24 protein-coding genes are annotated in these 22,225 nt (G+C 61.1%); all 24 read right to left on the bottom strand.

Annotated features, from left to right (window positions below; translation table 11 throughout):
- Positions 1-32 precede the first annotated feature (32 nt).
- The 24 genes from CQ050_RS17305 to CQ050_RS17190 all read right to left on the bottom strand — a co-directional run bounded on the left by CQ050_RS17305 (position 33) and on the right by CQ050_RS17190 (position 22,179).
- The gene (locus CQ050_RS17305; protein WP_105558063.1) at positions 33-1,661 is read right to left on the bottom strand and encodes a type IV secretion system DNA-binding domain-containing protein; all 1,629 of its coding nucleotides are present in this window, start codon (positions 1,659-1,661) and stop codon (positions 33-35) included.
- A gap of 64 nt (positions 1,662-1,725) precedes the next feature.
- Positions 1,726-2,133, bottom strand: a complete 408-nt coding sequence (locus CQ050_RS17300; protein WP_146121043.1) for a hypothetical protein — start codon at positions 2,131-2,133, stop codon at positions 1,726-1,728.
- A gap of 8 nt (positions 2,134-2,141) precedes the next feature.
- Positions 2,142-2,849, bottom strand: a complete 708-nt coding sequence (gene stbB / locus CQ050_RS17295; RefSeq protein ID WP_105558061.1) for a StbB family protein — start codon at positions 2,847-2,849, stop codon at positions 2,142-2,144.
- Positions 2,850-2,858: 9 nt separating this feature from the next.
- A complete protein-coding gene (locus CQ050_RS17290) occupies positions 2,859-3,287 on the bottom strand; it encodes a hypothetical protein (RefSeq protein WP_105558060.1) in 429 nt (142 codons plus the stop codon).
- 44 nt (positions 3,288-3,331) lie between these two features.
- Positions 3,332-4,210, bottom strand: a complete 879-nt coding sequence (locus CQ050_RS17285) for a hypothetical protein (RefSeq protein WP_105558059.1) — start codon at positions 4,208-4,210, stop codon at positions 3,332-3,334.
- Positions 4,211-4,943: 733 nt separating this feature from the next.
- Positions 4,944-5,993: a helix-turn-helix domain-containing protein gene (locus CQ050_RS17280; RefSeq protein ID WP_146121042.1), complete on the bottom strand. Its 1,050-nt coding sequence runs from the start codon at positions 5,991-5,993 to the stop codon at positions 4,944-4,946.
- A 64-nt stretch (positions 5,994-6,057) separates the two neighbouring features.
- Positions 6,058-6,327, bottom strand: a complete 270-nt coding sequence (locus CQ050_RS17275; protein ID WP_046804256.1) for a hypothetical protein — start codon at positions 6,325-6,327, stop codon at positions 6,058-6,060.
- Positions 6,328-6,482: 155 nt separating this feature from the next.
- A complete protein-coding gene (locus CQ050_RS17270; protein WP_105558057.1) occupies positions 6,483-6,968 on the bottom strand; it encodes a hypothetical protein in 486 nt (161 codons plus the stop codon).
- Entirely contained in the window at positions 6,952-7,632 is a 681-nt protein-coding gene (locus CQ050_RS17265; RefSeq protein ID WP_105558056.1) for a hypothetical protein, read from the bottom strand. The genes CQ050_RS17270 and CQ050_RS17265 overlap by 17 nt, the downstream gene beginning before the upstream one ends.
- A 389-nt stretch (positions 7,633-8,021) precedes the next feature.
- Entirely contained in the window at positions 8,022-9,041 is a 1,020-nt protein-coding gene (virB11, locus tag CQ050_RS17260; RefSeq protein WP_105558055.1) for a P-type DNA transfer ATPase VirB11, read from the bottom strand.
- A 117-nt stretch (positions 9,042-9,158) separates the two neighbouring features.
- On the bottom strand, positions 9,159-10,325 hold the full coding sequence (virB10, locus tag CQ050_RS17255; RefSeq protein ID WP_105558054.1) for a type IV secretion system protein VirB10: 1,167 nt from the start codon (positions 10,323-10,325) through the stop codon (positions 9,159-9,161).
- A complete protein-coding gene (locus tag CQ050_RS17250; RefSeq protein ID WP_105558053.1) occupies positions 10,322-11,140 on the bottom strand; it encodes a TrbG/VirB9 family P-type conjugative transfer protein in 819 nt (272 codons plus the stop codon). Before CQ050_RS17250 ends, virB10 begins: the two co-directional genes overlap by 4 nt.
- Positions 11,137-11,724, bottom strand: a complete 588-nt coding sequence (locus tag CQ050_RS17245) for a hypothetical protein (protein ID WP_105558052.1) — start codon at positions 11,722-11,724, stop codon at positions 11,137-11,139. The genes CQ050_RS17250 and CQ050_RS17245 overlap by 4 nt, the downstream gene beginning before the upstream one ends.
- A gap of 5 nt (positions 11,725-11,729) precedes the next feature.
- Positions 11,730-12,425 carry a virB8 family protein gene (locus tag CQ050_RS17240; RefSeq protein ID WP_105558051.1) on the bottom strand — a complete coding sequence of 232 codons (696 nt, stop codon included), beginning with the start codon at positions 12,423-12,425 and terminating at the stop codon, positions 11,730-11,732.
- Between the two features lie 628 nt (positions 12,426-13,053).
- A complete protein-coding gene (locus tag CQ050_RS17235; RefSeq protein WP_105558050.1) occupies positions 13,054-13,947 on the bottom strand; it encodes a type IV secretion system protein in 894 nt (297 codons plus the stop codon).
- Positions 13,947-14,696 (bottom strand): P-type DNA transfer protein VirB5, encoded by a 750-nt coding sequence (gene virB5 / locus CQ050_RS17230; RefSeq protein WP_105558049.1) that lies wholly within the window; start codon positions 14,694-14,696, stop codon positions 13,947-13,949. The genes CQ050_RS17235 and virB5 overlap by 1 nt, the downstream gene beginning before the upstream one ends.
- 2 nt (positions 14,697-14,698) lie before the next feature.
- Positions 14,699-17,185 (bottom strand): VirB4 family type IV secretion/conjugal transfer ATPase, encoded by a 2,487-nt coding sequence (locus CQ050_RS17225; RefSeq protein ID WP_105558048.1) that lies wholly within the window; start codon positions 17,183-17,185, stop codon positions 14,699-14,701.
- Positions 17,182-17,583 (bottom strand): type IV secretion system protein VirB3, encoded by a 402-nt coding sequence (locus CQ050_RS17220; RefSeq protein WP_105558047.1) that lies wholly within the window; start codon positions 17,581-17,583, stop codon positions 17,182-17,184. The genes CQ050_RS17225 and CQ050_RS17220 overlap by 4 nt, the downstream gene beginning before the upstream one ends.
- On the bottom strand, positions 17,583-17,912 hold the full coding sequence (locus CQ050_RS17215; protein WP_105558046.1) for a TrbC/VirB2 family protein: 330 nt from the start codon (positions 17,910-17,912) through the stop codon (positions 17,583-17,585). The genes CQ050_RS17220 and CQ050_RS17215 overlap by 1 nt, the downstream gene beginning before the upstream one ends.
- Positions 17,913-17,988: 76 nt before the next feature.
- Positions 17,989-18,687, bottom strand: coding sequence for a lytic transglycosylase domain-containing protein (locus CQ050_RS17210; RefSeq protein ID WP_105558045.1), 699 nt, complete (start codon positions 18,685-18,687; stop codon positions 17,989-17,991).
- 3 nt (positions 18,688-18,690) lie between these two features.
- Positions 18,691-19,302, bottom strand: coding sequence for a TrbM/KikA/MpfK family conjugal transfer protein (locus CQ050_RS17205; protein WP_105558044.1), 612 nt, complete (start codon positions 19,300-19,302; stop codon positions 18,691-18,693).
- 15 nt (positions 19,303-19,317) lie between these two features.
- Positions 19,318-20,148: a hypothetical protein gene (locus tag CQ050_RS17200; RefSeq protein ID WP_105558043.1), complete on the bottom strand. Its 831-nt coding sequence runs from the start codon at positions 20,146-20,148 to the stop codon at positions 19,318-19,320.
- Positions 20,149-20,208: 60 nt separating this feature from the next.
- Positions 20,209-21,486, bottom strand: coding sequence for a type II secretion system protein (locus CQ050_RS17195; protein WP_105558042.1), 1,278 nt, complete (start codon positions 21,484-21,486; stop codon positions 20,209-20,211).
- A 66-nt stretch (positions 21,487-21,552) separates the two neighbouring features.
- The gene (locus CQ050_RS17190; protein ID WP_105558041.1) at positions 21,553-22,179 is read right to left on the bottom strand and encodes a prepilin-type N-terminal cleavage/methylation domain-containing protein; all 627 of its coding nucleotides are present in this window, start codon (positions 22,177-22,179) and stop codon (positions 21,553-21,555) included.
- Positions 22,180-22,225: the final 46 nt, after the last annotated feature.

Raw genomic sequence — 22,225 nt, 5'->3', positions numbered from 1 at the left:
GCCCTGCAAGGTGACGGTCCGGCGTGAAATGGTTATGCGGCCATGGTTGGATCTTCGGGCAGATCCACCGCGGTCCAGGGTTGGGGGCCGTCGGCGGGAGCATTGGCTATGCTCTGCGCACCGGCTCGCTTCGCTTCCACAAAAGGTGCGTTGCGAATGGCGAAATTCCTCGGCTTCAGGAGGAATTTCGCGATTGGTCGATCGCCGGCGAATGCGACCCAGCCAGTGAGATCAGGCAATGTTTGAACCTGAGCGGCCGTCACGACGCGTTCGACCTTTCGCTCCATGCGCTCGGTCGTGTTGGCCGTCTTTCCGGGGTTCCGGCTGTCGGAGTAGTCGGGCCGCAATACCTCGTGCTCGCCCAGTGACTTGGACATAATCTCGGCGGTTTCAAAGTCGGTCTTTGATCCGCCGAGCACCACCAGCGAGCGAAAGCTAGCCCGCAGCGTCTGCGACATCTTCTCTCCAAAAATATCGTCCATCTGCGATACGGACTGCAGGCCGGCCAGTGCGCGCCCGCCATTCTTGCGACCCTTGGTAAGGAAGTCCTCGAGGCTGGCCATCTTTTCCATCGAGCCTAACTCGTCGATTACGAGCCACCAGCGTCTGGCCTGGTCTTCCGGCAACGAGAGCAGCGCCGAGCAGAAGACGTCAACGAACGCGGAGATGAGGGGTTTCATCGCCTCCTTCATGTCCTCGCGCCAAGTGATGTAAAGGCTGCCGTGGCCGTCTTCCATCCAGTCGCGGATGCTGAATTGGCCGGCGGGCATGGTGACGTGTTCTGCCAAGTATTTGGAAAGGACAAAGCGGGCACTGGTCAGGGCCTTGCTGGCCTCGGAGGAGCCGGCAAATAGCGATTCAGCCAGCGTGCCCGCCAGAAAGGTGCGCAGGTCCTTGTCCGACGCGATAGTGGTCCATCGGAAAAGTTCGTCAATTGAAGGCGTTCCCAGTTCGTTGAGCTTGCGGGCAGTCTCTCGCAAAAGAAGACGAGCGTAGCCGTTCCACTCTTCAGCGTTAGCGTCCTTGCCCAGCGGGACAATTGACAGCGCCAACCGCTTCCAGTCGTAATCAGCGCGGACTTCGTTGAAGAACGACCACCCCTCGGTACGCTGGTCGTATGGGTTGAGCAGCACATCGCTTTCACGGCCGAACTTGCCATAGAGGTCGCCGTTTGGATCGACTACGACCATGCGATCGCCCCGGCGGAGGGCCGAATAGACGAGGTTTCGTAGGAGGACAGACTTGCCGCTGCCTGTCGCGCCGTTAAGAAGGATGTGGAGGTTCTCAATGCTAGTCGGCATCGGGACGCCGGCCACATCGATCTGCTGCCTGTCTCGCTCTGTGCAAACCTTCTGGAGTTTTCTAATCGGCACCGCCTCGGTGCCGCGTATGTGCTTCTTGTACCCCGCTCCGTCGAAGCCATCTTTGGTCGAGTACTTCTTGAGCGTGAGCGAGAGCGCGAGTGCCAAGATGAACGCGATGCTGGGCGCGGCGATCAGGGATGGGTAGTCGGCTGTGGAGACCACCCAGTGTGATAGCATCGTCCAGGTGATGTGGGAGAAGGGCAGGCCGGATAGCACCTTGGCTGTAAGAAGCCAAGCGCAAAGCGGAAAAACCAGAAGGGCGAACTTGATGATTCGCCGGCGTATGTCGGGTGCCATGAAAGTCCTTTCAAGATATGAAGAAGGCGCCCAAGCGGCGCCATTGAAACCGGGCCCACAAGGGCTACTGTTGAAGGACGAGCGCCACAAGGGCGCCGCCGATGCCGCTGCCGATGAGCGCGCAGAGCCCGCACAGCACGCCAGCTCGCCACGCGGCCGCCGGCAACGCTCGGGTGGCAACGCGAGTCGCAATGCGGGCGTCTGAGGTCGACTTGGCCAGAGTGCGGCTGGCCTCAAGAAGCGAGCGGGCGGCTTGACCGCCCGCATTGGCCGCCGCCTCCATGCCAGCTTGACGCACCATGGTCGGAACCGCCTGCATCGTTGCCGCGATTTCTTGTTGACGAGCGGTCAGCTGCTCGATCAGCCCGACGAGCTGGGCGCTTTCCTGCAGCATGTCGCGGTATAAAAGCTCCATCCTGCTGCGGGGGATAGCAGAGGAGGAGGCCGGGCTTTCGGGCGGAATTGCGGTCACTGTGCCTCCTACATGAAGAGGGCGTCGAATGCCTTGTCCAACTGCCGGTCAACAGGACGCGCCAGCGACTGTAGGGCGTGCATGTCGCTGAGATGGCTGACGAGCTTCACGTCGTCACGATCAGCTTGGCGCAACTCCTGGCGGTAGTCGCGCGGGTCAGCGAGGATCTCTTTGATCGTTGTGCGTTTGTTGGCCAGCAGATCGAACACCTCGTTCTCAAAGATCGCTGCTTCAGGATTGGCACGAAAATCGCCGGACTGCACGGCGTATCCGAAGATGGCGGCGAACTCCTCACGCACGTCGGAATCGACGCGATTGAAGAGCACGCGTACGCGGTCTGGCGGCACACCCATCTGCGCGAGAACCTGGATCGTTTTGATCGTTTCCCGCTGCGCTTTACCGGAAGTGACCACGGGCAGCACGTAGTAGTCGATCTCGAGATGCGCCTGGTCGTACTTCACCAGCTCCGCCAGGAAGTCCTCAATGTTGGAGGCACCGACGTCGACGATTGCAGCTTCTGCCATGAGCAGTTTGCGAAAAAGACGGCCGAACTGTCCTCCACGCATCTGTTCGACATCCAGGCCGAGATCTGCCGCGCTTTCGTTGGTCGACTCAACGGCGATGATTTCGGCTTCCGGAATGCGGGGCGCCAGCAGGTGGCTCGTCGTGACGGTTTTGCCGACGGAGCCGGAATAGTTGACGGTTGCGATTTTCATGCGGGTTTCCTATTTTTTTCGACCGAGTTCGGCCAGTTCATTGAGGTCAATGGGAGCTGAAGCTCTGCGAAGTCGAACCAGGTCGGCTTTGCTTTGGATGCCGCTTGTCGACGAGCTACTGGCGACGGGGGCTGCGGCGGGCAGATCTGCTGCTGTGCCGGGCGTTGAACGGACGTCAGGCCGGTTCTCGTCGATCGGCACAGGCCCGGTCCGCTTACGCCATCGGTAAAGGGCCTGCCGCAACGACAGGATGGTCACGGGCACGCCAGCGTTGGTCAGCGATTCAACGATCTTGGCATGGGTGACCCCTCGTCGAACGAGCTGGTCTATCAACGGCAGGAGCGCGCGAAACCGCGCGCGCTGGTCGGTGGCATCCAGCGCGTTTAGCTGCTGAACGATCTCGGCTTTATTCGCCGGCGGGGCGTGATTCTGTTGCATGGAGGGGCGTTCCCCAGGTTCGGTAGATTGCGCGGCAGGCCGGGTTAGCGCTCGAAGGCACCTGCGGACTTCTCAGCGCCCGGCTTCTGCAAAGCGGTCGTTGCCATCGCCAGGGTGTCGACCTGGCGCACCAGGCCGACCTTTCCGCACGGGTAGCTGATCTCCACTACCTTGCCCACGTATTGCTGGGGGTCGGAAATGGCCAGCGTGCCGATCCTGTGTTCAATTGCGATCTCATCACCAACAATCTGACACGCGATATCGCCATGGATCGAGACGATCTGTCCGCGATAGGTCGCGCCAATCTCTGCGGGCTGTACGGGAAGCGAGCCGTCCCAAAGGTCATCTGCTACGTCGAGCGTCAGATCTGCGGCCGCGCCGCAATCCCGCAGGAGCTGGGCGGCTCGGTCGGCGGACATGACGGAATAGGACCAGCCTTCGGCATCGCGGGCATCATCGACCACGTATTCCTTGACGAGCGCCTCGCCCAACTGGTCGACGGCAAGCACCGTGATGCTGGACCGATAGGCTGGGTCTTGCGGCGTGGGGTTCCAGAACTCGCCTCGTGCCGTCACAGGCACGCTGGCCTGTAGCGCCGAGTGCGTCTCGAGATGCGGATGGTCGTAGAAGCGTTCCGTGTCGATGTCGCGCACGGAATTGCCGTCCCAGCGCTTGAGCCCATCGGCCGCGGCGCGTTCGAGGTCGTCGTGATACGGGTCGGGCGACAGGGCGCGGGACTCGGCGGCCGCCCCGAGCGAGGGGGCATGGATGAATCGCTCCCCGGTGCCGATGATCGAGATTTCAACCGGCTTGCGTTCGCTGGCGGCGGAGAGAGCTCGCGGGCCGTTTGAAACGGCCGCGCGGTCGGGCTGGGCGGGGCGAAACAGCGCTTGGACTTTGGATTTCCAATCGGAGATTTTCATGAGGTTTCCTCGGGTGTGTGATGGTGCGAAACGGTCCAGGCCGCGCACCGTGGGGTTAAGTTGACGCTGGCGGTGGCGTCCCTCCTGCTGGGGAACGGTGGGGTTGAAGGAGGGGGAGCCGCGCCCGTGAGCGGGCGCGGGGGAACCGTTGCGGTTCCCCGGGGGGTCGGAAGCGCGGACGCCGCCAGGCGGCCGGCCAGGGGGGCAGCAGCCCCCGCGCTTTTGGGGCCTGCCGATCCCCACCCGGCGGATTCGCCGGGAAGGGGACGGACCTTGTCTCCCAGACGGCAGACACCGGCGCAGCCTCGGTGGGCTGCAGCGGTGGTGTGGCGTTGACGGTGTTCAGCAGGCAGGTCGTGGCGCTCGGGGCGGGGCGAGGCCAACGGCCCGCGACGCCCGGGGGGATGCCTTTCCCCCGCCTGGCGGCGCATTGCGCCGGCGGGGAGGGGGACTGAAGCTAAGGGGTTCAGGCCGGCGCCGCAGGCGGCGGGGCGGAGGGAGCGTAGCGACCGGAGGGTAGGCGGATCGGCGTTCGCGACGAGCCAGCGCCTCGCGCGCGACTCTCTCTAAAACCTATAAAACCTATATATACCTATTGGGTACCGTTTTCGGTACTGGCAAAAAGCCGTTTTTGGTACTGGCGAACGAACAAATTGGGACGGGCAAAAGCACTTTTCGGGCTAGGCCCAAAACTGGGACTGGTTCCGATATGGGGCCACGCTGTGGACAACTTTTAATGGGATGGTACGAGTCCGGCGGCGAGGAATACGCGCGCCTTGAAATGGGGCGGCGGCTCGTTCGGAGCCTGCTCAACGCCGAGCTTCTTGCCGGTGGCCACGATGCCGGTCCAACTGTTTTGCCAGGCCATGCCCGCCGTCTCTCCGGCGTCGCGTTCCCGGAAAACCCAGAGCCGCCATGACTCGAACCAGTCGGGTGACATGCCCAGTTCTCCGGGCCTGGACCGCATGTAGGCGCTGAAGGTGGCGGCCATGGCGTCGATCTTCTCCTGCGTCCAAAGCGGCCGCTGCTGCTGCGTCCAACTTCGCCACTGCTCAGGCAGGGTCCAGCTCGCTGGAAGCCTGGTCGGGCCAGCGCCGGCACCGCGCGCTTCGGGCGGGCGCTTTCGGCCCTTTCGCTTAGCTCCCCTGGGCGCCTTGCTGGCAGGCCTGTGCCCTGCGGCAGGGGAGGTGGGTAGGCATGTACCTGCGAAGCCAGCCCCCGTTGCTTCGGTTGATTCGCCCGCTGAATGAAAATTCCCGTCCGGCCCGCCGCAGTGCGGCGAAGGTGCGTCCCCCTTTTGAAGATACAGCGACTCGTCAACTGTAGCCCCATCCCGCTCTGACGGCCCGCTTGGGTTGGCATTCGTCTCGCGGTCGTTGGCCGGAGATGCCGGCGGCGCATTTCCATCGTCAACCTCAAAGCCGTCCTGCAGCGCCAGGTCTTGCTGCGTTGCCTGCGGCTCGCCGCCGGCGACGGCGCCGGTAGCCGCAAGATCGATCAGAGGGACCGCATTCGGGCACAAGCGATAAATGATGCTGCTACGGTTGTCGCCTGCACGTCGCCCTGTGTCCTGGATCGCGCCCAAGTCGCGAAGGCGGCCGAGGGCTTCGATGACCGTCTTGCGATTTAGATGCGTGACCTTGGCCAAGTAGTCGATCGATGCGAAAACCGTCCAGTGGTCGGCATCGTAACGAACGAGCTGTGCCAGGTTCAGCAACACGAGCTTGGATGAGGATTTCTGGACGTCGGCCATTCTGGCCCATTTGGATGCTTCGACGCTCATGTTCGCCCCTTGCGTTGCTGCGAGTTATTACCGGGTAATGGGTCTTGCTGGTACAGCGTGCCGGTCACGAGTCCGTCTCCAGTGATTCAGCGATGGTGCGGCGTGCCCGCAGGGGCAGGCCGTGTGCTTCATAGAATTCGCGGCGGGCCATCAGCCAGGCCTTGTATGGCCACGCGCGGCGCTCACCCCAGGGGTAGGCGTCCTTGATTGCTTGGTGGGTTTGTTCGGCGCTGAGGCCTTCGGCGCGGCAGCGTTCGAAGACGCTTTGCATGATCTTGTAAGCCATGCGGGTGCGTGCTTCCTGCGCGCCGCGTTGGCGGTTCGCTCGGGTCATGGAAGTCTCCGGGAGGAAATGGCGTCGGGACGGTGGAATGGTCGACCGACGGCGGCGCTAGCCCCGAGTAGAGGCGCGCTGGGAATACGAAACAGAGAAGACATAGCGCGCACCGGCCGCGTTCGGCGGCGCTCGCTAGCACTGGCGCCTCGAGCTCAGTCGAGACTGCGAGCGTGCTCGGCCGGCTGGTTTTGAAAGACGTCCCGCACCCACTGCGTGAGACGCAAGATGTCAGCGTCCAGCTTTCGGCGGTTGAAGCGTTGGTCCGGGCAGTGAAGAGAGAAGACGAGGCCGCCGTCAGCATTGAACGTCGCGTCAATTCTCCAGTAGTGATGCAGCTCGCACCCCTGCCCGTAGTCCAAGAGGATTCTGTCCGCAAGGCGCGCGGCTCGAGCGACGTCCGTACAGAACATAACGAACGGCGTTCGACGCGTCGGCAGGCACCACAGCCGATGCCCTTCACAGCTGCTGACACTCGAGACAACGCCCTGCACATTGAACGCTTCAACCAAGCCACGAATTCGTGTGTCAATAACACCCAGGCCAGCAGCTTCGTCGTGAGACCGCAGCGCGCCTTTGAAGCGGCCGACAATCACCTTGGTGCCAATGACAGCCCGCCCTTGCTCATTTGCCGATAGCATCACCGCACCCCCCGGGAAGCCGACTGACGTATATATCGCCATCGGCAGGCGTGTTGAAGTGCAGGCGTAGCAAGCGGCCGGTGGTCTGCTTGTAGCTGGACAGCGTGCGCGCCGGCATGGAAAGGAAAGCCAAGAAAACGCTGAGCATGCCGATCATGCCGACAATGTTCGTCAGCATTGCGCTCTTCATTGCATGTTCGTTCCACTCAACATACAACTTCGTCAGAAACGGCATCGTTTCATCAGGAATGATCATTGCAAGAAGCGCGAGAAGCCAGAAGACCACCACGGGAAAGACGAAGAAAATCTTCGCGGCGAGGGCAATCGTCCATTTCAAGGACGCCACCAGATGATCAAGCGCGATGTTGCCATCGCGAACGACTCTGCGGAGGATGGCGGCGTAATCCGCATCCGCGATCACACCAATCGAAACGCCATTCACTGAGACCTGCCAGATCCAAGGCTGCGGGTCCGCAATTCGCCCCTGCAGCTGGCGGTCATAGTGCGTTGCGGTGAAATACACAAAAATTGCGAAAAGCGCCGCAGACATGCCAAAGGGGTACATCGACAAGCCGCTGGCTGCCCCGATGCCGAATATAAGCAGAAGGCCAACGGCGGGTCCGCCAAGCCAGAATAAGAGGGACGGTTCGAATTTCTTCAACATGGATTTTCTCGACTGCGAGCAAAGCGCTCGCTAGGTGAAAGAGGGGGAAAAAGGCATCGAGTGTGGAACGCGCGTCCGACTCAGTGCAGAGGCCACAGTGCAGACAAGCGGGATCTGCCCGCCTGCGAAACAAAATGCACGAGCACGCCAGATTTGGATTTACAGCCGCTCTTGTCGCTCGATGGCGTGGATCGCGTCCATCAAGCCGTCTACAAGCGTGTGCATGTCGGCAGTGGTAAGGGATGCGGATCCAGTCGGCCCGCCAAGCACGTCACGGCACTCCATGGAAAGAAGTGCAGTTTTCGCCTTGCTGCATTCGTGCCGAAGCCGCAGAACACCCGGCAGTCCTACCGGCGATATGAACGGAAGTTCGACGTCTACTCGCTTGTTCATTGCACGCGCCCAGGGTTGAAATAGACCTGAGTGAGCTTGTAGTTGGCGAAGTACAGCGAAATGTCCAGCGTGGAAAACAGGTAGCGCCGAATCGTGTCGATATCCATCTGGTTGCCGGCCGCGGACTGTTTCACGAGAAGCGCAACGCGCTCAAACGTATCGCGCGCACTGTTAGCGTGGGTGGTCGTCACTGATCCAGGGTGGCCTGTGTTCAAAGCGTTCAGGTAGTCCCACGCTTCGGGGCCGCGCAGTTCGGACAGGAAGATCCGATCGGGCGAGCTGCGCATGGTGGCCTCGATGCACTCTGTGGCCGACATCCGGCCAGCACCTTTGCCGTAGATCATGTGCACGCGGTTGGGATGGTTTGGCAGGAAGAGTTCGTGCACATCCTCGATGGTCAAGAGGCGTTCGAAGAACGGCACGCAGTCAATGAGACTGCGTGCAAACGTCGTCTTTCCTGAGCCGGTCTTGCCCGCGACAATGATGTTGCGGCATTGAGTGACTGCACGACGAAGAAACTGAAGGATGTCCCCTGCCTTCATGAGGTCGAGCAATTCCTTGTCGTGCTCGGTCAGATTGTCGGCGTTACCCACGGGGCCGCTCACATCGATCCAGTTAGCAAAGGCGCCTTCAGCGGCCAGCTCGTCCAAGGTCTTCACGACGCTGCTGTGCTTGCGAATGTTGATCGAAAGCGAGCCGTCGATCACGGCCGGCGGCTGGGCCACCTGAGCGCGCTCACCGTCGGGCAGCAGCAGCGACATGATGGGGCTGAAGTTGACGTTGTTATAGCTGGCCATGGCTGACACCAGCGCTTCCAGGAAGCTGAACGTCAGCTTCGGATCATGACGCTCGTGCCATTGCCCGTGAGAGCGCGTAAAGATCACGCCAGGCCGCGTGATTGTGATCTCACGGACGGCGTCATCTGCCATGTAGCCGGAGATGGGTCGCATCATCTGGCGTAACGCGGTGTCACGGCCGTCCGAGTCGATGGGCGACGTTTTGTGGGAATCTTTCATGGGATGCCTAGTCAATGAACGCTGGCCCGCGCGACCGAATGGTCAGGGGGGCCAGGCGCTTGGTCGAGTAAGAGGTGTCTGTGCGCGAGGCGTCGTTAGCGGCGCACGACCGTGCTGCTAACGAGCGACGGATCTGAGCGTGTAGACCGAGCTGAAGTCCAGATCTCGAGCGACATAAATTCCCAGCCGGCCGCCCTGGTTGCGGTAAAGCGTCGGCGGGATGTTGATGGTGTTGTCGAGCACGGTGGTTACTGCGTTTGTGGCCGCTTCGCCCGTGGTATTGAACTGGACCTGGCTGTTGTCGCTGCTGCCACGCGAGGTTGCCCACGTACCCAAATCGCTGATCAAGCTGACCATGATGGCTCCGCCGAATCGCTCAGCGAAGTGCGTGTCGATGAAGCCATCCAAGCCTGCCTCGCCCAGGGGGCCCGTGCCCGGAGAATCTAGCTGGATGACGACGCCCTTGGGAGTTTCGAGGCGTGACCACACTACGCCGACACGCGGCTGGCCTTGTGCCAATACACCTTGCTGATAGCCGATGAATCGCGTCCCCTTGTCGATCAGCACCACGCGGCCGCTCGTCGAGCGGATATCGTGCGGCGCAAAGCAGCTGAGCATGCCCGCCTGCGCAGTCACGAGCTTGGTTTCCTGCACACAATCGATCATTGATCCTTGCGTGATCAACATGTCTCGATTGCCAACCAGGCCAGCCCGAGAAGCGGAGAGCTTCATCGGGGTGAGCTTGCCGGCCATCGGGCCGCTGTCCGCTTCGCGAGGCTCCGGCTGGGATGAGCTTTGCTGAGCAGAGGACTGGTCCCCCTCTCCCTTGGTGTTTCGCAGCCCGCTGCTAAGGCGCCGTTGTGTGACAGCATCAACAGCAACGGTCTCTGCCAGGTTTGAAAGCGTGCCTTTCTGCTCCGTCTTGCCTTCCGGCCCGGGCACCTTGGGCGCCGATTCAGGCGGCTCTGGCGGGGCTGGCGGGGGTGGTGGTGGATCGGGTCGAAGCTTCAGACCGGGAAGCACGTTCTCGATCTTGGCTTGCATCGCCGGTGCGGCCTCTTCGGCGGCAGGCGTATTGAATGCTCGCCAACCCATCGTGGCGATCACCATCAACGCCATCAACGAGATGAGCCACATGAAGGCCTTCGCACCCTGTTGCATCGGCCTTGCAGTACCCGACAGGTCCGGGCGGCCGCGGCCCTCGATCTGCGCCTGGTGCTCTTCGATCTCCGCCACCGCGTCTATGGTTTGACCGGGTTTTTTTCGCCTTTTGAAGAAATTCATGGCGCAGTTTCCTCACGAATGACGCGCTCGACCTGCGGCGAGACAGTACCGGTGGCCAGACTGCGTGTAACGGGCGCCCCGTCGTTGTGGACGGCCAAGACCTGGTTTCCAATACGCAAATGCCAGCGCTTAGCGACCCGATGAAGCACGACAGTCTGCTCGTCCTCCATATGCCGGTTCACGATCACTTCCTGGCCGTCAGCGTCTACGAAATAGATCGCAGGCAGATCCTGGCCAGGAGAAAACCGAAGCCATGTCTGCGCGCCGTCATCCCATGCGGCGACCGGCGCCAGACTGGTGTCGCCGCTCATCGAATAGGCCTGCCAGTTGATCGCGACGTCGGCAGTGGCCAGATCGCGCTGCACGCGGTCGCGCTCCTCCTGGGCCGCAGATTTTGCCTGCTCCAGTTCGGGATAACGCAGTACCACGCGAAAGACGCCGCCGCTCTTACGCGCCTTTTCATACTTCAGCAGGAACGAATAGTTTCGCTTGGTGGTGATGTAAAGGAGGTTGGTGTCGGCTTGCTCGACGATGGGCTTGAGCAAGAGGTGCTTGCCCACTTGCTGGAAGTCGTACGCCGCCGAATCGCCAAAGGCGTGCGTCACGTAGTCCTCATCATCGTTCAGTTGGACTTGAGTGGCCACACCAAGCGTTGTATCGACCTGAATGACGTCGGCTGCGTCATAGTCCGTCCAGCGGATTCGCTGATCCTTGGGCGAAGCTGCAGGTCGGTCGAGCGACCAGGCAGGCGCTGCGGCCGCGCAAAGCGCGGCCGACAGCACCGCCACGGCCAAAGGCCTGAAGCGGATGTTCATCGGGCGTGTCCCATCTCGAGGTTGCTTTCACGTTGGCGCGCCGACTCGTGCGTACGTTGATGGTCCATCCCCATCCCCGCCTGCTTGTCGTGGTCAGCGTCGCGCACAAGGCCTACGCCGCCTACCGCCTTGAAGGGGTAGCTGATGGCGAGCGCCGCTTCCTGGCCGGTCATCTCAAAGGACCGGTTCAGCGTGTTGCGGGCATGGACGATGAGGTCCCCTGTTTCGTTGTCACGCTGGATCAAGCAGTTCGGCGTCGTACCAACGATCGGGCCCTTGTACTCGCGCCCATCTTCCGGCTGACGGATTTGCCGGTCTTGCTCGCCGTACAGCTCCACCGGCCGGCGCGCTTCCCGGATGCGCTCTTCAAAGTGCTTGCCGATACGATCTGCCGCCAAAACGGGCGTGGGAAGACGAAGGTTCGCGTCCATGTGAAGATGGTCCTTGCAAAGGCGCGCGGCGCCGTAGAGATCGTTCTTCGCGTACCGCTCGATGTCGCGCAGCAGTGCCGTGCGCTCTGCGTTGCTCATGCGTCCTGCATCTTCGAGGCGGCGCGCGAGATCGTTGATTTGTGCTTTTTGCATGACGATTACCTCAGCGTTTCGACAGCGGTCGAGTAGGAAATGACTTGAAAGCCCAACGGGTTGTCGCGAATGACGCTTTCCGACATCGGCGCGTTGACAAACCGGTAGGCGATGGTGGCGATGAACTGCTCGGTGTTGGGTGAGCGCTGGGGCCCCATCTCGCTTCGCGTGAACCGGACCGTGGCGGTCTGGTTGGGTCCCGGAGTGATCGATCGGACGTTGATGACCAGGCGTGTTTGTTCCCCATACTTTTTGTCCAGGGCTTCACGGCCAGTCTTGGGGTCGTCTTCAAACTTAGCGTGGTACTGCTGTTGCACGTCCGGCGTGCTGAACAGCCCGCAGCGGTCGTACATGTTTTGCAGAGTGCGCCAGTCGTAGCCTTCGCAGGACAACACGTACTGAGTGACGAAGTAGCGCGCGATCCGAGGGCCATAGTCCTCCTGTGCGTCGCCGAGCTGGGAAACGTTTTCCACCTCGCCGGTCGCATCGTTGACCCGCACGACATAAGGTGGCTGGGGCGTGTAGCTCAGCAACAGCGAGGCCAGGGCGCCGACCGCGAGGAACGCCAGCACGAATGAGCCAACTGCCACGCGCCATGCTTTCGCTCTGGATGAAAGGACCTCCGTGAGGAAGTCCCGGTCCAGGCTCCGGTTTCTGTCCAGCTCTTGCTGAAGCGAAAGCTTTGGGTCTTCAAAGGACATGTCGGTCCTCCGATTTCCGAGCGAGATGATGGGGCCGCACGTTTCGTACGGGCGTGAAAGTGCGTGCCGCGGCGAGCGCGGCGAGAATGGCGTGCTTCATCGGTTCTCCGAAGAGACTAGGGGATTTAAATCAGACGGCGCTGGCTAATACGCAGCGCAATAAGAAAGGCACAGCGATTGCTGTGCCCTGTGCTTTAAATACTACGGTGTCGGCGGGCCGGAGGCCAACGACAGATCTGCCGAGTCAATCTTGGCTAGTGTTGCGTCTCCATTCGGCAATCCTGTTTTCGTGCAATTGGCGTTCATGCTCTCTCTGCCAATTCGAACGTCTGTCGTCGCGCCCACCTTTTGGTGTGGCCATACCCATGCCCAACAGCTGTGCGGGCCATTGGAAGCACAAGTACCAGATGGGTCGCAGAATCCAAGTCCACGTCGCCTTAGCTAGGCTCACCCATTGGAATGCAGAAATCGGCTGCTCGGGGGCAGCGCCGGGCGGTGCAGATAACGGCACGTCATTGCCCAGCAAGGGGTTCTGAGAAAGGGCCTTTCCCAGCGGCTTCAACGGATCCATCTTAATCCTCGCGATTTTTAGTGCTTGTCAGGGAGGACGGCTATTCGAACTTCAATTTTAGCCAATCTTCCCAACGAAGGGAACTGAAATCCCGCCTCCACTGCCGCCTCCGCTTATCTTAGTGGCAACTACGGAAACCTGTTCTAGCATGAATTTTGAACACATCATGAAGAAAATAATCGCAGTAAGCATGGAGAAAATATTGATCTGGTCTGCCTTTGTTAGATCAATCAAGCCTTGTTGCAACATACCGAACATTCCCATGATGAACATGAAAACCACCATGAAAAGACCGGCATAGATGGCATAGTAGACAGCCTGACCTACCCACGCTTTGAAGAAGTCCTTCGTTTGGTCGAACAGCAGCGCCAATATGCAAAGCGGTCCTAGTACGACGACTAAGCCCATCCCAACTTTTACCGTGATCAGCACTAGCATCCCGACCGCGCTCATGACCGCTGAGATAATGGTGATGATGACCGAGACAACCACAAATACAAAGGCCTGCGCGATTTTCTTGAGACCGCTCGGTGCGCGCTCCTGCAACCGTGTGCCGATTTCTGCGCCGTTGTTCGCCGCGTCGTCCATCATTTCGGATGGGGTTTTGACGGTGCCCGTGAACAGCTGAGCCACAGAGGTCGGTAAGTCCAGCATCACGCCGACAATCTGCTGTTGGTACAGCCCATTTGCGCTGGCAATGCTCACGATGATTGCAATATTGACTACACGCCGACACGCATGGAGGACCGGAGTTTGAATGGCGCCCGAGCAGATGAGCCACCCGTACCAGACGAGCGCGACGGACAAAGAAACGGACACGAACGGCAATAGCTTGGCGGTGACGGACGCGACCAACGGCGTGATGACGCTCGTTAGCATCTTAGTCACCGACTGGTCGATCCAGTTCGCGATCCCGCCGAGACTGGCTAGACTGACCGCGGTGGTGGCCATTATCTCGCTCCAGGAAGCGGCGCGCGGATTGCACCAAGGCTGAAAGAGCTATCGGCCAGCTTTTCGGCTTGCTGCTCCATCAGGGCTTGCTCGGCCTCAATCTGGCGGGTGAGCATGTCCGCCCGGGTTTGGTCGGCCTGGATGTTTGCCTGCTCGACGAGCAGCCGGGCCTGCAGGTCAGCGATGGCCTTCGGATCCTGGGCCTGATTGATCTTGGCCTGGAGCTGGTCCACCTGCTTGACACGGGCGGTCATCGCCTTCTGGGTCTGCTCCATCATCGCCTGACTGCGAACGGCGATCTTTTCGGCACGGGCGTCCAGGTTCTTTTTGTCCTGTTCGTAGTTGCCAGTTAAGCGTTCCTCGCGCTCAATGCGCTCCACAGCGTCCGAGATCCCGCCCAGCCCGCCATTGGAGGCGCGAAGAATATCCCGTGCGTCTGCCGGCAGTGCATCGCGAATCGCCGGGTTGTTCAGGATATCGCCCAGGTTCCGTGTCCCGGTTAGGGCTTCCAACTGACGCTTCTGGCTCTCAAGCTGATCCCTGAGGACAGCAATCTGCTCGGCATACTTGGCCAGCGTTTCGACGTGCTTGATGGCCCGGTCGGCGATGCTTGCCGCATCCACTACCGGAATGCCGCTGGCATTGGCGGGCGCCATGGCGTTGGAGAAAAGCACAGCGGCCAGGGTTGCGGTGAACCGCACGCGCCAGCGGTGGCTCGGGCGGTCGTTTGGGGTGTGCGTCTGGGACATTTTTAGCTCCTTGTCGCCTCTCGGGCGAGCTTGAGGTAGTGGGGCAACCAGAGGGCAGGGTCGTCACCATGCTTGGCAACTGCCGCTTCTGCAATTTCGGCCAGGTCTTCGGATCCGGAGAACACCAGCAGCGCTTCGGGACATAAGGCGAGGTCCAGTTCGGCCGTGACGGCAGACTCGTTTTGCTTGACGACGAACTGGCGGCTGAACGGCGGCAGATCCTTGACCATCTTGAAAACAGCGGGAGACAGCTTGAATCCGTCGATGTAGTCCTCAGCAGTGGCCTTGGGGTTCTCGAGAAACATGGCGGTCGCGGACTGCTGAATAAGCGAGCGACCTACAGGGTTCTCCAGGATCGCGGCGGGCTCCTGCGTCGCGAAGACCAGAACACCGTTTTTCTTACGGACCGTGCGGCTGGCGTCCTGCATCGACGCTTGGAAGTAGGGCACTTTCAGAGGGTGCTGAACTTCGTCAAAGAAAAGGGCGATCCGCCGCCCGTCCATCATCTGGTCCGTTCGATAAAGCAAGTACGTTATTGCCGCGTCACGGACGGGCCCTTGTTCGAGGAACTCCGTCAAGTCAAAGCCGAAGAGGTTGTTAGCCGCCAGGTCAAGTTCGTCTGTGGGGTTGTCGAACATCCAGCCATACTCGCCGCCCGCGCACCAGCGCTTGAGGCGCTCTTTCAGGCTCAGTTGACCTTCAGGTGCCGGCGCGGCGGGGAGAAAATTAACCAAGTTGGACAGGCATCGATCCTCCAGGTCGATGTGCTCCACGACCTGGTTGACGGCCATGGCGATCTGCTTCTGCTCGGAAGCAGTGGGGGGTTCCTCCCCATTTGCCCCCAAAAGCTTGGTCATGCTGGCCATGAATGCGACGTTTGACGCGGTGTCCGGCAGTTGCAGGTAATTCCAGCCGGTTTTTACGCCCAGGCGTAGCGGAAAATACTTGCCGCCCATCGCCATGACAGTCACCTGCATGCCGCGATCCTTGTCGAACACGATGCCTGTGTAGTTGAACTTGCGTGCCTGTGTGATCAGATGACCCAAGAGGACCGTCTTGCCGGCGCCGGACTGGCCGATGATGGACGTGTTCCCGAGGCGGCGCTTGCCGGTTTCGTCAACGTCCTGAAGCGAGGCGTGAAAGTTCAAGTAGTAAGGCGTGCCGCCCGTCGTCTTGAGCATCGTGACCGCCGGCCCCCACGGATTGCCTGCGGGCTTTCCGAAGAGGTAGTTGTGCATCGAGGAAAAGCTCAAGAAGTTCAGCGAGGTGATCGGCGCCGGGCGAGGGCGCCATTTCCAGTTGCCGGGGAACTGGGCGGCCCAGGCGGCCAAGGAAGACCGATCACACAGACGACCAATGATCTCTTCGTCAGCCAGCGCACCGCTGATGCTCGCAGCAGCCCGTAGGGCACTCTCGCTGTCTTCGCCGAACACCTGGATGGTGGCGTGGTGGTCTCCCATGACAAAGCGACCCGCGGCCAGCTCGTCGCGGGCCTTCTTCAGGTCTTCGATCTGTGACGCCGAGTAGTCGCCCGAGTCTTGCAGCCACTTGATCTGACGCGAAAGCGCCTTGAGCCCATCAGGCTTGGACATCGCGCCAAAGGACTGCGACAGCACAAACTCGTGCGGCTGGTTGAGCAGGCAGTTCAGGTGGCCGGCTTTGGTGTTGTTGGAGTACTCCCGAAGTTCCAGCATCACGTAGCGGCGTGTCCAGTCAGGCCCCCGCATCTCGGCGAGTTCGCCATGCGTGGAGAAGAACTGACGACTGGTGGGCAGATAGTTGTACAGGCGCGCGTTCACCAACGGCACCGGCTGCATCTTGCCGTTGAGCAGAAAGCCGAGGAATTCGGCCGGTTCCGAGAACCGCGATTTCCGGCGCGGTGCCTCCTCGCCGCTCATGTCCTGCGGAGACTCCTCGTCGCTCATGTCGTGCGGAGACTCCCGCTCGACAATGGTTAGCAGCTCCGGTGAATAGAGCTTGAGCGATCCGCGAAGTTTGCGGTTGACGTCATCGAGCTCTTCGATCGCCTGGTGTTGCCACGCAAGCGCCGAGCGCGCCGTTCGCTTTTCAAAGTTGGACAGCAAGCGCAGGGCGGGATCGATCTGCGCCCGTGTCAGCACGGTCAAGTACATCTCATTGATCATCGGCGGCTTACCAGCGAAGACCTTGCGATACGCGGCATCGTGATCGCGGGAGAACTGGTCCGGATAGTCGCTTTCGGGATACTCGAACACCCTGCGACGGACAAGGTGCGACCAGATCCCGAATCCCGTTGGGAACGCCCGGAACACGTTGTTGAGCTCCTCGACCCAGCGGTAGTGCTCCTCATCGCTGTAGCCTTGAAAGGTGCGCCCGTCGATGCGCCAGACCGAGAGGTACTCCCAGTCGCGGGTTGCGATGATGGTGGGCGTGACGTGGTGCGAGTAGGGAACGTACGTGCTGACCGGCGGCTCATACGCCGGCAGCGTCACGATGGATTGTTGTTTCATCGGTCGTGAACTCCGGGCCAGCGGGCCCATGGGCGCCGCCGGCTGTAGGGTGTTGGCGTGAGGGATATCGCACCCCAAAAGCGCTTGTTCTTAGCCAAGAACTTGGTCTTGACCCAAAGCTCCCAGATCCAGAAGGCGCGGTCATCATGGCGGCTCAGAATGGCCATCACCGGATAAAGGACGGGAAAGAGCAGCCAGCCCCACAGCGTGAATGAAGCGGCGGTGACGGTCACAAAGACCAGTCCAGCAAATGCCCGTGTGGGCACTCCCCCGGGGACGGTGGCGACGCGGGTGGCGCCCTTGAAAAGGGGGAAGCGGTTGGGCGGCACTTCTGACCCCACCGCGACTGGGGCGGCTGCAGCTGGGGCTTTGGCCTTTTGCTTGGGCGAGGTGGCCATCAACCGAAGACCAGCTTGATGATGCCGCCAGCGATGGCACCGGAAAAGACGATACCCACTGCCCACTGATAGGCGGTTTCCTTGCGAATCACGTCGAACGAATAAAGGATGCCGATAATGCCGGCGGAAACAAGGCCGATGACGGGGATGATGAGCCACAGCCAGTCTTTGACCTTCTGCACGGTAGTGGTGGCCTTCTCGAACTGCGCCATCGCCAGTTCCGGTTGCAGCAGGAGGAGCACTGCAAGGGTCGCGTATGCCAGGGCGACAAGCGTGCGGCGGCTCTTGGGCTGCGCGTCGACACGGGAAATATTGGATGCTGCGGTCATTTGAAACTCCAATGGGTGATGCCACCCGGCTGATAAGCGGGGCGGCATTCGCTGAGGTAGATGAGAGGGCCGGTGTTTAGCGGCTAAACACTGGCGAGGGGTGCGTTCCTACTGCGCCGGGCAGGCGCGAGGACGGCGTTGGGATCGGCCTGCCGAATGTGGCATCTGGGCGCGGTTCGAATGCGTCTTTGCGGGGCGCCACAAAAGCGTCGTCGCGGGGCTTCTGAAAGGCATCGGGTTTGGACGGCTTCGGAGGCGGGGGGCTACGCGTCTTGGTGTCAGCATTGACGGGCGCGCCGCCCTCTTTCACGATGGCCGGTACCGCCAGGCCAGCGCCGGCGATGACCTTGCCGACATACCCATTCCTGAAGCCCGAGGTCAGGTTGCCCGTGTTGTAGCAGCTGAAAGCCGCATACAGCGCGTTCTGCCCGGGGCCGTGCAGCTTGGCCGCTCGCTTGTAGCAATCGACGAGGACGCGCTGGGCAGATGCGAGGTTGACGCACGGGTCGAAGATGCTCTCGGGTGTGACACCGAGCCACTTCCAGTTCCGCACGTTGATCTGGCCGTAGCCGACGTCGAAGTCCACACCTTTAGCCATCAGATCCCGCACCGCCTGGACTGCCTCCTCCTTGGATTTCGGGCGGATGCTTACATGCGGCTTGGCGTTGACGCCAATGGCGAGCGGATTGAAGGCTGACTCGTGTCGCACTACAGCGCTCAGCGTACTGATATGCACGTCAGGCGCGCATTGCCGGGCGAGCGTAGGAAAGTCCATCGCTTAATTTCCCCCGCTTCCCGAACCGGCCAGCCACTCCTCGTGCCTCTTGCGCTCGGCGAGTGCCTTTTCGTACTTGACCAGCTCCAGGTCGTAGTCTTTCGCTTCGACCCAGTAGCCGTGCTCTTCCGGCGTGCCCACATAGCGGGGCAGGTCGTCATCAAAGGCTGTGTACTCATGAGAGGCGTAGACGCTGCAGTACCCCGGTCGCTTGTTGCTAATGATCGGGTACCCATCGTCGCCGGTTCCCCGCCACGCGCCCAGACCCGCATTTAGAGCGGCCGCATCGCAGCGGCCCGCGCCCCGAGCAATGGCATCGGCAAGAGATGCCATTTCTTTGGTTTGATTGGATGAGGGGCATAGCGACAAAAAGTCATGCCGAGCATCCAATGTGTCGGAGAGCTTCTTCTTCTTGATACCGTAGAAGTGTGACAGTGCGGGGTCGCATTCCGAGGGCCGATTCCCGCTGGAGAGGCAAATCAAGGCCTCGCAAGCAAGCCTCTTGTCACCCTCAAGCAGATCGAAATCACCATTCCCCTGCGCGCTCGCAACCGAAGGAAGCGCAGGGTAGAGCGCCACGAGGAATATTGTCAGCAGGCAGCGAAAAGACCGCATATTGGTTCTCCCTAGTTAGTTGCAGATGCCGTAGTTGCCGACATCGATGAGCTGGCCGCGCAAGCGAGTCTCGGTTGTCACCGTGCAGCCGCTAACAGCCGTGATATTGACCACGCGTGTCGCGCCCTGGCAGACGTCAGCGTCACCACCGCTTCCTGTGTCGCAGCTGCCGAACAAGGTGGCGGTCCGGTTGCCGTTAGAGAGCTGGCAGTAGCCGGACACGCCCTTGGTCACTGAAGTGCCGGGCGGCATCAGCTGGCCCATCCAGACCCGCGCGGTGTCCCCCGACGTCGTGCCTGAAGCGTGGATGCAGTTCAGCTCGGCGGTGGGGCGATAGATGGTGGCGCCGAACATCGTGCCGTAGTTGACCTGCATCTGTGCGGCTATCGTTCCGCCCAAACTGTTGTCGAACGTCTCGCCCGTCTCGTTGCCACGGGCTTTCGCGATCACGACATCGAGGACGCCGCCGGCGCGGGATGCTGTGCAACCGTCTTGCCACGGCCCCCATCCTTCGTAGGCCACATCGTTCGCGTTGGCTTGCAGAACGTAGTAGGTCCGATAGCGGACCTGACTGCCGGTGTACCCGGCAGGGCACTGCGAATACTCGGCCTGCGTCTGCGCGATTCGGCACCCGCCGTAGGTCGTGTGCCACGCATAGCCACCGACGCAGCCGCCAGGCGGTAGCGGCGCACCTTGATCGACACGGACGACCATCGTATTCAGATCGGTCTGCAACTGAACGTCTGCCTGCTTCGCGGTGGAAGCCTGGCTGACCGTGGGCAGGAGCAGTGCGAACAGCAGGGCGAGCAAAGCCCGGCCCTGTCCTCGCGTGGAGGGAAGGAACATGGATATCTCCGATAGATTTGCCGCTCGATATGCGGCCTGGGGAAAGACCTGCTGGAGGAGCTAGTTCTTGCAGCCTTGGATCACCGAGGCGCGGGCGCCCATGTCTGGGGGTGAAATCACGACGCGGTCACCGGCGAGGCTGGCGCGCTGCGCCATGCGGACGTAGCTATTTCCAGAGTTCTGAAATGAGCCACTGAAGGAACCGCCGACCGACACGGCGCCGGCGGCATTGACGTAGCCAGAGCCTTGAATGCTGCCGCCGATCGCGCCACCGATGTTGATGTCTCCGCCGCGTGCCGTAGCGTCGACCGCCTGTAGCGCGACATGCCGCCAGGGTGACAGCCCTGCCGGGCATGTGACAGCGGGGATTGCAGCGTCATTGGGAAGATCGCCGTATGTGCCCGTGATTACGTGGCCGGTTTGGGCGAACCACACGCCACCGGTGCAAACGGCAAGCAGCTTGGTTGCGGTAGACGCGTATAACCCTTCCGGCGTGCACGCCGAGCCAGGTGCAACGGCCGTGTTGAGCAGTAGGCCCGTATTGGTCTGAATCGCGCCGGCCACCGTCAGGGTGTTGTTGAGCGTGACTGGTCTGGTTTCTCCGTGGCGGACAAACTGGCCGAAGGGAGTGGCGTCCAGACTTGCAGCGATGACCGCATGCCCCGGTTGCGTACCGAAATCAAACCAGGCACGCGGAATATCCATCAGTGGACCGCGCACATTGCTCGACCCGCGCGCGTCGTGGCCACCGTAGCCATCAGCAGCCAGGACCACTTTGCTCAAGAGGGTTTGGTCGTAAACGCTGCGGTTTACTGTAGGCGGTGTGCATTCGCCGTTCTGCCGCAGGCTGCGCACTGCGCTGATGGGATGGCAGGCGTAGACGAAGGCGCTCGTCCGGCATTCATCGCCTGGGCAGGCACCTTGGCGGACCAGGATGAACCGTGCTACGTCGCCCAAGGCAGGATATCGCGGGATGGTCGCTGGCAGCAGCCCCAACGCCGTTAGGTCGGCCATGCCGCCCCGCGCGACCTGCGCGCCGGCCACGCTGGCCCAGGTCAAAGCCGGAGGCGGGGGATACGAACCGGCGGGCAACCCGGTCAGGTCTTCGCCACGCAGCCACGCCTCGTGCTTTAGCTGCAGGTCGACGACTGCGCCGCGAACTTGCATCAGATACCGACCGGTGGCTTCGGCAGCGCTCTCGTCGCCCTGGCGTCTGAGGTCTCGGGCGGCAAGTACGGCCAGGAGCGTGACGATCGCCACGGCGACCATGACCTCCACCAAGGTGAAGCCCGCTTGCGAGTGCGCTTTTCGGCGCACCCGTGTTTGGGATAGTTTCATGGGTTCGTTTCCTTCGGAAGCCCTATCGGGCGTGCTGCTGACACGCCCTGACCCGTTCTCGGGCGATCAGCGGGTGGCGAAGACGAACGTGTTGTTGTCACCGTTCACGCAGAGATCTTGAGCGGTCACTGCGTTGAAGGAACCCGATTCGTTGTTCGCTCCCAGCGTCTTCGCGACTGTGCCATTAACGCTGATCATCTCGGAGACGCCGTTCATGATGGAAGCGAGAACGGGGCACGCGCGGTGGTTCACGTTCGTGACGGTCAGGGACAAGGCACTTCCGGATGCGCCACCGCCCAGCGCAGCCGGGGCGATGGTGATAGTGCCGTTCGAACCGACTCCCGTGCCGCCCAGCCGATGCGCCACCGTACTGCCCGTCACCTTGAATACAGTGGATTCGCGCATTGAAGGTGCCAGGTTCTGCGCGTTGTTGATGGATGCGTACGGCGTTGCAGTGTCGCCTTCACCCATGATCCTGGCCGTGGACATGAAGCGCTGCAGCTCACCAGCTGCTGCAGGCACCCGGCCTTGAATGAAGTACCCCTTGATGGACGGATAGTTAACTACCACAAGGAAGATCACGATAGCGATTACCGCGCCGACCTCGATTAAGGTCCAACCGCCTTGACGACGCAGGTTATTGGACGCAGTGCGCTGAATGGCGCGGCGATTTGCTGTGTTCTGTTGTTGCATTATGGGTTCCGATTTATCCGATTGAGTTTGTGTGAATCGCCAGGCG

It is taken from the genome of Achromobacter sp. MYb9 (assembly GCF_002975275.1).
Taxonomy (GTDB): domain Bacteria; phylum Pseudomonadota; class Gammaproteobacteria; order Burkholderiales; family Burkholderiaceae_B; genus Achromobacter.
This window is presented reverse-complemented; position numbering and strand designations above follow the sequence as displayed.

Excerpts from the sequence above, each read along its gene's own strand:
- CQ050_RS17305 (WP_105558063.1), bottom strand. The coding sequence starts at position 1,661 with ATGGCACCCGACATACGCCGGCGAATCATCAAGTTCGCCCTTCTGGTT.
- stbB (WP_105558061.1), bottom strand. The coding sequence starts at position 2,849 with ATGAAAATCGCAACCGTCAACTATTCCGGCTCCGTCGGCAAAACCGTC.
- CQ050_RS17290 (WP_105558060.1), bottom strand. The coding sequence starts at position 3,287 with ATGCAACAGAATCACGCCCCGCCGGCGAATAAAGCCGAGATCGTTCAG.
- CQ050_RS17285 (WP_105558059.1), bottom strand. The coding sequence starts at position 4,210 with ATGAAAATCTCCGATTGGAAATCCAAAGTCCAAGCGCTGTTTCGCCCC.
- CQ050_RS17280 (WP_146121042.1), bottom strand. The coding sequence starts at position 5,993 with ATGAGCGTCGAAGCATCCAAATGGGCCAGAATGGCCGACGTCCAGAAA.
- CQ050_RS17275 (WP_046804256.1), bottom strand. The coding sequence starts at position 6,327 with ATGACCCGAGCGAACCGCCAACGCGGCGCGCAGGAAGCACGCACCCGC.
- CQ050_RS17270 (WP_105558057.1), bottom strand. The coding sequence starts at position 6,968 with ATGCTATCGGCAAATGAGCAAGGGCGGGCTGTCATTGGCACCAAGGTG.
- CQ050_RS17265 (WP_105558056.1), bottom strand. The coding sequence starts at position 7,632 with ATGTTGAAGAAATTCGAACCGTCCCTCTTATTCTGGCTTGGCGGACCC.
- virB11 (WP_105558055.1), bottom strand. The coding sequence starts at position 9,041 with ATGAAAGATTCCCACAAAACGTCGCCCATCGACTCGGACGGCCGTGAC.
- virB10 (WP_105558054.1), bottom strand. The coding sequence starts at position 10,325 with ATGAATTTCTTCAAAAGGCGAAAAAAACCCGGTCAAACCATAGACGCG.
- CQ050_RS17250 (WP_105558053.1), bottom strand. The coding sequence starts at position 11,140 with ATGAACATCCGCTTCAGGCCTTTGGCCGTGGCGGTGCTGTCGGCCGCG.
- CQ050_RS17245 (WP_105558052.1), bottom strand. The coding sequence starts at position 11,724 with ATGCAAAAAGCACAAATCAACGATCTCGCGCGCCGCCTCGAAGATGCA.
- CQ050_RS17240 (WP_105558051.1), bottom strand. The coding sequence starts at position 12,425 with ATGTCCTTTGAAGACCCAAAGCTTTCGCTTCAGCAAGAGCTGGACAGA.
- CQ050_RS17235 (WP_105558050.1), bottom strand. The coding sequence starts at position 13,947 with ATGGCCACCACCGCGGTCAGTCTAGCCAGTCTCGGCGGGATCGCGAAC.
- virB5 (WP_105558049.1), bottom strand. The coding sequence starts at position 14,696 with ATGTCCCAGACGCACACCCCAAACGACCGCCCGAGCCACCGCTGGCGC.
- CQ050_RS17225 (WP_105558048.1), bottom strand. The coding sequence starts at position 17,185 with ATGAAACAACAATCCATCGTGACGCTGCCGGCGTATGAGCCGCCGGTC.
- CQ050_RS17220 (WP_105558047.1), bottom strand. The coding sequence starts at position 17,583 with ATGGCCACCTCGCCCAAGCAAAAGGCCAAAGCCCCAGCTGCAGCCGCC.
- CQ050_RS17215 (WP_105558046.1), bottom strand. The coding sequence starts at position 17,912 with ATGACCGCAGCATCCAATATTTCCCGTGTCGACGCGCAGCCCAAGAGC.
- CQ050_RS17210 (WP_105558045.1), bottom strand. The coding sequence starts at position 18,687 with ATGGACTTTCCTACGCTCGCCCGGCAATGCGCGCCTGACGTGCATATC.
- CQ050_RS17205 (WP_105558044.1), bottom strand. The coding sequence starts at position 19,302 with ATGCGGTCTTTTCGCTGCCTGCTGACAATATTCCTCGTGGCGCTCTAC.
- CQ050_RS17200 (WP_105558043.1), bottom strand. The coding sequence starts at position 20,148 with ATGTTCCTTCCCTCCACGCGAGGACAGGGCCGGGCTTTGCTCGCCCTG.
- CQ050_RS17195 (WP_105558042.1), bottom strand. The coding sequence starts at position 21,486 with ATGAAACTATCCCAAACACGGGTGCGCCGAAAAGCGCACTCGCAAGCG.
- CQ050_RS17190 (WP_105558041.1), bottom strand. The coding sequence starts at position 22,179 with ATGCAACAACAGAACACAGCAAATCGCCGCGCCATTCAGCGCACTGCG.